Origin of the sequence: Pseudooceanicola sediminis (genome assembly GCF_003575965.1) — a bacterium.
Classification (GTDB): domain Bacteria; phylum Pseudomonadota; class Alphaproteobacteria; order Rhodobacterales; family Rhodobacteraceae; genus Pseudooceanicola; species Pseudooceanicola sediminis.
The window spans coordinates 277800-287749 of sequence record NZ_QWJJ01000004.1; the positions used below are offsets into that span (position 1 = coordinate 277800).

Annotated in this window: 7 protein-coding genes; 4 read left to right on the top strand and 3 right to left on the bottom strand. The window is 64.1% G+C overall.

Annotated features, from left to right (window positions below; all coding sequences use genetic code 11):
* The first annotated feature begins 424 nt into the window (after positions 1-424).
* The 3 genes from DL237_RS06450 to DL237_RS06460 all read left to right on the top strand — a co-directional run bounded on the left by DL237_RS06450 (position 425) and on the right by DL237_RS06460 (position 5365).
* On the top strand, positions 425-1480 hold the full coding sequence (locus DL237_RS06450) for a hypothetical protein (RefSeq protein WP_119398212.1): 1056 nt from the start codon (positions 425-427) through the stop codon (positions 1478-1480).
* Between the two features lie 350 nt (positions 1481-1830).
* Entirely contained in the window at positions 1831-4092 is a 2262-nt protein-coding gene (locus DL237_RS06455) for a DEAD/DEAH box helicase (RefSeq protein ID WP_119398213.1), read from the top strand.
* A 265-nt stretch (positions 4093-4357) separates the two neighbouring features.
* Positions 4358-5365 (top strand): sensor domain-containing diguanylate cyclase, encoded by a 1008-nt coding sequence (locus DL237_RS06460; protein WP_119398214.1) that lies wholly within the window; start codon positions 4358-4360, stop codon positions 5363-5365.
* 923 nt (positions 5366-6288) lie between these two features.
* On the opposite strand, the gene tig is transcribed toward DL237_RS06460, so the two are convergent.
* The 3 genes from tig to DL237_RS06480 form a co-directional block, all read right to left on the bottom strand.
* Complete coding sequence (gene tig, locus DL237_RS06470) at positions 6289-7620, bottom strand: trigger factor (protein ID WP_119398216.1); 1332 nt, start codon at positions 7618-7620, stop codon at positions 6289-6291.
* Positions 7621-7960: 340 nt separating this feature from the next.
* Positions 7961-8857 (bottom strand): type IV pili methyl-accepting chemotaxis transducer N-terminal domain-containing protein, encoded by an 897-nt coding sequence (locus DL237_RS06475; RefSeq protein WP_119398217.1) that lies wholly within the window; start codon positions 8855-8857, stop codon positions 7961-7963.
* A 304-nt stretch (positions 8858-9161) separates the two neighbouring features.
* Positions 9162-9566 (bottom strand): helix-turn-helix domain-containing protein, encoded by a 405-nt coding sequence (locus tag DL237_RS06480; RefSeq protein ID WP_119398218.1) that lies wholly within the window; start codon positions 9564-9566, stop codon positions 9162-9164.
* Between the two features lie 67 nt (positions 9567-9633).
* On the opposite strand from DL237_RS06480, the gene DL237_RS06485 reads away from it, so the two are divergent.
* Positions 9634-9873 carry a hypothetical protein gene (locus tag DL237_RS06485; RefSeq protein WP_119398219.1) on the top strand — a complete coding sequence of 80 codons (240 nt, stop codon included), beginning with the start codon at positions 9634-9636 and terminating at the stop codon, positions 9871-9873.
* The last annotated feature ends 77 nt before the right edge of the window (positions 9874-9950 follow it).

The following is a 9950-nucleotide window of genomic DNA, read 5'->3' on the forward strand; positions in this document are numbered from 1 at the left end:
ACACCCCGCGCTCTCCCCCGCGCGATTATTGCGGGCATCTATGAAAACGCGTTCGTGCGGGAATCATGGCCCGGCTGGCGGGGTCTGCCCGCGATGCGTCCAACAGGCACGGCATCGATCTGCCGCCCGTCCCTACGGGTTATCCGATAGCTCTCTTTCACACGTTGAAAAACGTCGCTGCTCTGGGTGACGGACCCCGTGTCGGGAATAGCCAAGGCAAGGTGCCGATAATCACAGGTTGCGCGCGCCGCCTCGCAGTGACTGACCACGCGGTCACCGCACAGGCACAGGGCCCCAACAGCAACGCGAACCATCCAACGCCAACCCCGAACCGCACTGACGAAATATCAACCCTCCCCGGCCATTCTGCCCCTGCCGCGCGCCCCTTGGGCCGCCGGACACCGACGTAGAAACGAAGGCTGCCATGTTGTTGAGGTTTCGCGCCATTGTGCGCTCCCGGGTTATCTTCCTTGCCGGTCTTGCGGCGATGACCGCAGGCCCCGGTGCTGGCGCCCCGGTGTCCCTGTTGGCACCACGCACGGATGCCGCCCCGGCCGCGCTCTCGGATGCGCCGCGCCGCGCCGCGTTGCTGCCCCAGATCGGCAGCATTGCGCCCGGCTTGGCGCGCGCTGACCCTCCGCGCGCCGACCCTCCGCGCGTCGACAGCCTCGCCGGCTCGGATGCAGGCACGGTGGCCGCCGCCGTCGCCCGCGACCTGCTGCGGGGGGCGCAGGTGGAACCGGCGCGCCCCACCTCTACGCGCCCCACCTCTAACCGCCCCGCCAACAAGGGCCCTGCCCCCGCCGCGCCACAGCGCCCGGCCAGGGCGACCCCCACCATACCGACCGGCGTGATCCAGACTGCGGCCACCGCTCCGACCACCCGCCACGTCTCCAGCCTGTTCAGCGGGCGCGCTGCCACCAGCCTGTTCGCCCCCTCGACACGGGTCCGTCGCCCCTCTGGCGCCGAGGGCGGCCCCGCGTTCACCCCCCTGCGCTCGGGCAGCCACGCCGCCCGGCTCAAGCACCTGATTGCCAGCGTCGAATCCCACCGCGATGGCTATGACGCCGTGCAATATGCCGCCAGGGTCCGCCCCCCGAAACGACCCACCCAGATGACCCTGGCCGAGATCTACGACTGGATCGCCGCCACCCCCGGCCAGCAACATGCGATCGGGCGCTACCAGATCATCCCCAAGACCCTGCGATACCTTGCCGACAGCCTCGGCACCGATCCGCGCCAGATCTTTTCGCCCGTCCTGCAGGATCGCTTTGCCGACAAGCTGTTGCAGGATGCGGGCTATGACGCCTTTCTCGGCAACACCCTGACGCGCCACGGCTTCATGCACAATCTCGCGCAGGTCTGGGCGGGCTTGCCGACCGCCTCGGGCAAATCCTACTACCATGGCCTTGCGGGCAACCGCGCCGCGATGACATGGGCGCGTTTCGATGCTGAAATGGCGCGGATCTTTCCCGGCTAGGGCGGTGGCGGCAGGCTCCTGCCCGACCTCCGGAAAACGCGCACAGCACCGCCAGTCCATCGCCCCGACGCCACCCGACGCGGCCCCCACCGCTGGCTCGTCTACCGCCCCGCCCGCGCCAGCGACGGGACAAGACGCCGTGCCATCACCCCCACGCAAAACGCCGCGCGCCGGGGGCGCCTGTCGCGCCGCGCCCTGCACCCCAAGCCATCGTTTCGCCAAAACTGCATGGAAATCTTGCGAAGTTTACGATATACATCCGGCGTGTTTCCGGCTAAACGTCCCTTTTTCCGCGGCCCCGGCGCTGACAAGCCCCGCTCCGCCCGCCATCTCACGGATCGCCCCAAAGCATGATATCTTCCCTCTCCGATGCGCTCGCCGAGCGTGGCTATGACAGCCTGACCCCCGTCCAGGAGGCCGTAACCGCGCCTGAGCTTCAGGACGCAGACCTACTGGTCTCCGCCCAGACCGGCTCCGGCAAGACCGTCGGCTTCGGCCTCGCCATCGGCCACACCCTGCTGGGCGAGGAATACCGCCTCGCACCGCCCGCCGCCCCCCTGGCCCTGATCATCGCCCCCACGCGGGAACTGGCGCTTCAGGTGATGCGCGAACTGGCCTGGCTCTATGCCAAGGCGGGTGTCCGCATGGCGTCCTGCGTCGGCGGCATGGACATGCGCGAAGAGCGTCGCAATCTTGAACGCGGCGCGCATATCGTCGTCGGCACGCCGGGCCGCCTGGTCGATCATATCAAGCGCCGCTCGCTCGACATGAACAGCCTGCGCGCCGTCGTGCTGGACGAAGCGGACGAAATGCTCGACCTCGGCTTTCGCGAAGACCTCGAATTCATGCTGGGCGAAGCGCCCGAAGACCGCCGCACGCTGATGTTCTCGGCCACCGTGCCGCCGATGATCGCCAACCTGGCCAAGCAGTTTCAGCGCGACGCCGTGCGCGTCAACACGGCCACCTCCGGCAAGCAGCACAGCGACATCACCTACCAGGCGCTGCGCGTGGCCGCCGCCGATGGCGAAAACGCCATCATCAACACCCTGCGCTACCACGATGCCGAAAACGCCATCGTCTTTGCCAACACCCGCGCCGCCGTGAACCGTCTCACCGCGCGCTTTTCCAACCGTGGTTTCTCGGTCGTCTGCCTGTCCGGTGAACTCAGCCAGAACGAACGCACCCACGCGTTGCAGGCCATGCGGGACGGTCGCGCGCGCGTCTGCGTCGCAACCGACGTCGCGGCCCGCGGCATCGACCTGCCCAACCTCGAACTGGTCATCCACGCCGATCTGCCCACCAACGCCGAGGCCCTGCTGCACCGCTCGGGCCGCACCGGGCGCGCCGGGCGCAAGGGCACCTCGGCCCTGATCGTCGGTCCCCGCGACGTCAAGAAGGCCGAGCGTCTGCTGAAATGGGCCAAGATCAACGCCGAATGGACCGCCGCCCCCTCGGCCGAGGAAATCCTGCGCCGGGACGAGGAACGCCTGCTGACCGATCCCGCCTGGGACGAGGACATCTCCGAAGACACCGCGACCTTTGCCGCCAAGCTGCTGGAACAGCACAGCCCCGAAAAGATCGCCGCCGCCTACCTGCGCCTCTACCGCGCCCGCCAGTCCGCCCCCGAGGAGCTCGGCAACCCGGACGAACGCCCGGCGCGTGCCGAACGCGGTGAACGCGCCGATCGCGTGCCTTTCGGCCCCTCGAAATGGTTCGCCCTTTCCGTGGGCCGCGACAACAAGGCCGAGGCCCGCTGGCTGCTGCCCCTGCTCTGCCGCTCCGGCAACCTCACCAAGGAGTCGATCGGCGCCATCCGCGTGCAGGATTCCGAAACCTACGTCGAGATCCTCGAATCCAGCGCCCCCGGCTTCCTCAATGCCATCGGTGCCGCGCACGAGCTTGAAGACGGTGTCGGCGTCCGCCCGATGGACGAGGCCCCGCCGCGCCCCAATCGCGGCCCCAGCTACGATAAACCCAAGTTCGACAAGCCCAAGTTCGATAAACCCAAGTTCGATAAACCAAAATCGGACAAACCCAAATACGACAAGCCGCGCGAGGAGAAGGCCGCCTACGACGCCCCGAAAGCCGCCAAACCGGCAGCAGCCGAGGCACCGGTCCCGCAGGCCCCGCGCCCCGATGCGGAACCTCGCACCGAACCGCGGTCGGAAAAGCGCGCCTTTGAAAAGGTGCCCTATTCCGCTGATCGCAAACCGGCGGCCAAGCCCGGCGGCTTCAAGAAACCCAAACCGCATGTCGCGGGCGATCTGCCCGGCGTCAGCAAATATTCGGGCAAACCCGCAGGCAGCAAACCCGCAGGCGGCAAGCCGGCGGGCGGCAAACCCGCAGGTGGCAAACCGGCAGGCAAGTTTGGCAAATCCGACGGGAAATCCTTTTCCAAACCGGCCGGAAAACCCTACGGGAAATCGTCCGAGGGCAAATCCGACGGTCCGGCAAAGCCGCGCTTCTCCGCCTCCGACCCGTCGCAGCGTGTCACCCGCCCCGGTGCCAAGCCCTTTGGCAAACCCGGTGGGAAAGCCGGTGGAAAGCCTGGCGGCAAGCCGCGCAGTGCCAAGCAGGGTGGATCGACCCCGCCGCGTCGCACCAAGGATTGAACCGGGCGCCGCCTGCGGCACCTCGAATCTCATGACGACAACGGGGCCATCCTGGCGCAGGGTGGCCCCGTTCGCGTTTCCCCGGCGTCACCCGATAGCCACCCCCTGATCACCCTGTGCCTGCCGATCTGGCAGCGGGGGCGCCCACCCCCGGCAAAGTTTGCACTGCCCCACGCAAAAATGCAGCCAAAGCGGTTCGGATGTTGTATAACAATGCCAAGACGTTTCGTTGCAATGGGCATGGCCCGCATCTTCGAGGCCCGGAATGATCAGACGTTTGACGGCACCATCCCTTCAGGGGTCCACACCGCCGAAAGCGACCAAGCCAGCCCAGGTGGGCCAGACTCCGAAGGACCGCGTTCCGATCACCCAAGCCACGGAGCAATTGTTGCGCCTGCTGGATCAGACCGGCGTCATGGTGGCCCTCTACGACGGGTTCGACCGACTGCGTTATGCCAACCCCACCTTTCGCGACTGCTTTGGCCTGACCGTTGACGAAGAACCGACATGGGCTGAGGTCATGCGGCGCAATCATCCGCGCAAGATCGGCACCATCATCAAGACCGACAACTTTGAAAAATGGTTGATGGAAACCCAGGCCCGCCGTGGCAAGACCCGCTTCAAGAGCTACGAGACGGATCTGCACGATGGGCGTTGGCTGCAAATGACGGAAACCGTGCAGGCCGATGGCTGGATGCTGTGCATTGCCACGGATATCAGCGGCCTGCGTGTCGAAGACCGCTCGGTCCGCCAGGATCGGGACCTTGCGATCAGGGCCTCGCAGACCGATGAACTGACCGGCATCGCCAATCGCAGGTTTGTCACCGGGCGCCTTGCCGACATGCTGGCCATCGGCGGGCCGCTGGGCGATCCGCTGGGCTGTGTCTGCATTCTCGACATAGACCATTTCAAAAGCATAAATGACCGTTTTGGCCATAGCGGCGGCGACATGGTGTTGCGCGATTTTGCCCGCACGCTGCTGGCCCTGCTGCGCCGCAATGATACCTTCGGGCGGATCGGCGGCGAAGAATTCATGCTGGTTCTGCCCGACACGACCCCGGAGGAGGCCCAGTTGGTGATCGAACGGATGCTCTATGCCGTGCGCCGGTCGCAACCGATGGGCAGCGCGACACCCTGCCGCTACTCCTTTTCCGCCGGTCTGTCGGGCTGCCGCATCGGGGACACCATCGACGATGTCTACACGCGCGCCGACAATGCCCTCTACGCCGCGAAACAGGCAGGGCGTGACCGCATCATCCTCTCCGGGTCCTAGCGCCGCCACCTGCCCGACGCGCGCCGCTGACAGCCCCGCCCACAGATCGTGGCCCGCCCCCTGATCGTCGCTGCCCGCATCGCATCACGCGGCCCCGGCCTCGTCTCGTATTCCACCCGCCCTCACGCGCAACACCCCCGCGCCGCCCGCCTTGCTGCACGGAGTCCCCGCGCCGCGCCCAAGCTGCACCCCGATCCGCTCGCCGCGCGTCATAGGTTGAGCATGTTCACACCCCGGCTGCGCCGCGCCGACGTCCGGGGATACCCGTCCGCAGGCGTCATCCTCCGGCCCCGGCTCTTGCCTCATTCCTCCAGCCCTCACGCGCAACACCCCCGCGCCGCCCGCCTTGCTGCACGGAGTCCCCGCGCCGCGCCCGAGCTGCGCCCTGATCCACTCGCCGCGCGTCATCGGTTGAGCATGTTCACGCCCCGGCTGTGCCGCGCCTGCGTCCAGGGGTACCCGACCGCAGGCGTCATCGCCCGGCCGCGGCTCTTGCCTCATTCCTCCAGCCCTCACGCGCGACTCCCTCGCGCCGCCCGCCTTGCTCCCCGGCGTCCCCGAGCACCGCCCATGCTGCGCCCTGATCCGCTCGCCGCGCATCATCGGTTGAGCATGTTCGCGCCCCGGCTGCGCCGCGCCGACGTCCGGGGATACCCGTCCGCAGGCGTCATCGCCCGGCCCCCTGACCCGGCGCACGCCACCTCGCGTCACCATCCTCACCTTGGCCGGGGTGGTTTTGGCACCGTTCAGTTACCGTACAGATACCGTCAAGATACCGACGTTCGAATCCGGCGTTTTCAAAGACTTGCGAGATTTCACCCGGCCCGTACCGACATTTCGCCCCGAAATGCCTGTGCCGCCCCCGAAATGCAAAAGGGCCGCCCAACCGGGCGGCCCTTCGCATCAGGCAAATGCCCGAAGGATTATTCGTCTTCTTCCAGCGCCTCGACGGCGGCCTGAAGCTCATCCTTGGTGATCTCTTTTTCCGTCACGGTCGACAGTTCAAAGACATAGTCGACGACCTTGTCTTCAAAGATCGGCGCCCGCAGTTGCTGTTGCATCTGCTGGTTTTGCTGAATGAATTCAAAGAACTGACGTTCCTGACCGGGGTACTGACGCGCCTGGTTCATGATCGCCTGGGTCATCTCGGCGTCGGTCACCTGAACTTCGGCTTTCTGGCCCAGCTCGGCCAGCAGCAGGCCCAGCTTCACGCGGCGTTCGGCCAGGGTCTTGTGCTCGTCCGTGGTCTCGATCTTGTCATGATTGTGGTCATGCACATCGGGGTTTTCTTCGTGCCACAGCTGGTGCGCGATCTGGTCGGCTTCGGCAGTCACAAGGCTCGGCGGAAGGTCAAAGCTGACAACTTCGTCCAGCTTGTCCAACAGGTTACGCTTCATCACCGCACGTGCGGCACCGACGTATTCTGCTTCCAGACGCTCGGCAATCTGTGCTTTCAGCGCGGCCAGATCCTCGGCACCGAACTTCTTGGCCAGCTCGTCGTTGACCTCGGCGGCCTTCGGCGCTTTGACGGCCTTAATGGTGCAATCAAAGACAGCGGCCTTGCCGGCCAGGTTCTCAGCACCGTATTCCTCGGGGAAGGTCACTTCGACGGCTTTTTCCTCGCCGGCGGTGACCCCCTTCAGCTGCTCTTCAAAGCCCGGGATAAAGCTGTTGGAGCCCAGAACCAGCGGGTAATCCTCGGCCGAACCGCCATCAAAGGCTTCGCCGTCGACCTTGCCGACGAAATCGATGACAACCTGGTCACCTTCGTCTGCCGCGCCGTCCTTGTCCTCAAAATCCTGAGCGGATTCTGCAAGGTTGCCAAGGGCTTCGTCCACTGCAGCGTCATCCGCCTTGGCCACCAGCTTTTCCAGCTCGATGGATTTCAGATCGACATCGGGGATCTCGGGCAGGGCTTCGTAGGACATCTTGACGACGACATCGTCGCCTTCTTTCCAGGTCTCGCCGTCGACCATGTTGACCTCGGGCTGCATCGCCGGGCGGTCACCGCTGTCCTCGAAATGCTTGGACATGGCGCCATCGATGCTTTCCTGCATCGCTTCGCCCAGGATGCGCTGACCAAACTGCTTTTTCAGCAGCGCCATCGGCACTTTCCCTTTGCGGAAGCCTTTCATTTCGACTTCGGGCTGAGCTTCGGCCAGCTTCTCGTTCACCTTGTCGTTAAGCTCCGAGGCGGTGACGGTGATCGTGTAGCCGCGCTTCAGGCCCTCATTCGTGGTCTCAGTGACCTGCATCGTTGCGTGTCCTTCTATGCCGGGTGCCGCGTCACTCGCACGGCCTTCAAAATCAGTCGCTCTTCTATGCGGTCAACCCCTGTCGTGCAAGGCGGATTCACTGTCCCGTCGGGTCGATTGCCAAAAACCCCCGGTTCTCAACGACAGACCCTGCCCCGAGGCAGGGCAAAGGCGCCCTAAATTGATGAAAATATCAGGAAAACGTGACCCGCAGACCAAGCGAGGCGCCAATCCTTCGGCGGCATGGCCCTCTTGAAATGGTGGTGCCAAGGGGCGTGAACCGAACCATTTTCCGCACGCCCCGACCGTGAAAGCGATCACGGCGCCGGGCAATACGACCTCAGAATGCCTCGTAGAGCCAAACTGCGGTATTCATCTCAATCAGCGCCACTTCGCCATGATAGGCCATCGCGCGCAGGTTGTCGGTATCAATCGAATTCCCGTCGGCGATCGCCTCAAGGCGTGGCGACATCCAGTCCCATATCATCTGGACCAGCTCCAGCTGCATCTCGATCTCGAAAGAAGGCGGAGCAATGATCTGATCCCAGACGTTGCCCTGCCGCAGCTTGTAAAGACTTGTATCAAATAGCGATATTGTCTTGGCGAGTGCCTTGCGGTCCTCCTCCGCGGCAAATCCCCTCGTGATCATGCACGCCTCTTTCAGCGCCTTCATGATCAACATGCGTTGGCGTCCGGCGATATTCAGCGCGCCCGCGATTTCAGGAGAGATCAGTCCGTCACCGTAGATTCCCTCCATCACCCCGACAGCGGAATTCATGTTTACCAGAACCGCTCCGTTGCGGGCGTGGACCATCCGCAGCGGGCCCTCGCCCGGTTGGTCCAGAAAGGCATCCACCGACGCCAGGTAGCTCTGCCAAAGGCCATCGACCTTGGAGAGCGCGCTCAGCACCTCGGGGTGCGTTTCCACCGACAACCCCTGCTCCTCGTCTCCTACCTGCAGGCCATCCATCGTGCGTTCGAACAAATCCGCCGCTGCGCGTCCGCGGGAAAGGCTGGTTTCAACCAGCACCCCGGACTGTGCCATGCAGGCCTGCATGGCTATGCGTTGCGACAACATCCTTTGCCGACCAGCAAGGTTGATCTTGCGTTTCGCAGCCTCGATCAGAACGGATGATTCCGCCGCGACTGAGGGCCCGACGTTGAAACTTGCGATCACAAGGCACAAGATGCCGGTCAGGATGAACGCGAAAGCGCCGCGACGGGATGTACGGAACAAGGGACTCTCCTCAGGACAGGCATTGTGCCTGAGAGGTAAGGCCTTCCTGATGTAGGAAACCTTAAGCTCACCCTGTAAAAAATGCAGACAAATCTAAGAACTGTGGGACTTCGGTCGCTGACCATGCCGTAGGCGCGCCAAGCGATCAGTCGCCGTGCGCGAGATGAGCGCGACATCACCTCGCGCTAAAAGTGGCGCTTCTCCGATTTTGAAACAGCGGGTTACACGGCAATCTTTATGCATCACGCGAAGGCGGCTCAGAGATCTGAAACTTCAGGTGTTTCGCTGATTGGGGTTCACTGTGCTAATGGCGCGCCACGTCACGCTGCGCATACCGCATCAAAGTTTGAAACCGTTCACAGGCGAAATGCGAGCGCGCAGGACAGTCCGCAACGTGCCGCAGGGTATCGCGCAGCGCAGACAATTCCGCGATCTGCGCATCCAATTCATCAGCCTTCGCATGCAGGGTGTCGCGCGGCAGACCAGGGCTCCCATTTTTGTTCAGGATTTGCCTGATGTCGCGCAGGGAAAATCCGGCCCGCCGCCCCATCGCGATAAGGGCGAGTTGTTTCAGCGTACTCGGTTCGTACTGGCGACGCAGCCCACGACGCGCAACCGATTGGACAAGCCCGGCGTCTTCGTAATACCGCAACGCCGAAGCCGTGAACCCCGATTTTTCGCAAACCTCTCTGATATCTAGAAATTTCATTGTTGACCGCAAGCTGGCTTGAATTCGTAGGCTCCTCCGGTTGCTCATGTCAGTCAAGGTTTGCGCCATGAAATTTACCACCGACTGTCCCCCCGGGCGTGCCCGCCCCCATATTCGTGGCGTGACTGGTCTTGCCTTGTCGATGATGCTGGCAACGCTCGGCATCAGCATCCCGTATGTGGCCTTGCCCGAGCTTGCGAGCGCGTTGCAGGTGTCATTCCGGTCGGCCCAGTGGGTTGTCCTTACCTATCTGTTGTCCGTGACGGTGCTGGTGGTCGCCGTGGGGCTGACGGCCCAGAGCGGATGAGGTGGGTGGCTCCTGCTCCACCGGCATCGAATGTGTGCCAAAGTGCAGTTGTTGTTGACTGCTAGGAAAGGAGCCAC

Bases quoted from the DNA above. Each gene is read 5' to 3' on its own strand.
- DL237_RS06450 (WP_119398212.1), top strand. From the start codon at position 425: ATGTTGTTGAGGTTTCGCGCCATTGTGCGCTCCCGGGTTATCTTCCTT.
- DL237_RS06455 (WP_119398213.1), top strand. From the start codon at position 1,831: ATGATATCTTCCCTCTCCGATGCGCTCGCCGAGCGTGGCTATGACAGC.
- DL237_RS06460 (WP_119398214.1), top strand. From the start codon at position 4,358: ATGATCAGACGTTTGACGGCACCATCCCTTCAGGGGTCCACACCGCCG.
- tig (WP_119398216.1), bottom strand. From the start codon at position 7,620: ATGCAGGTCACTGAGACCACGAATGAGGGCCTGAAGCGCGGCTACACG.
- DL237_RS06480 (WP_119398218.1), bottom strand. From the start codon at position 9,566: ATGAAATTTCTAGATATCAGAGAGGTTTGCGAAAAATCGGGGTTCACG.
- DL237_RS06485 (WP_119398219.1), top strand. From the start codon at position 9,634: ATGAAATTTACCACCGACTGTCCCCCCGGGCGTGCCCGCCCCCATATT.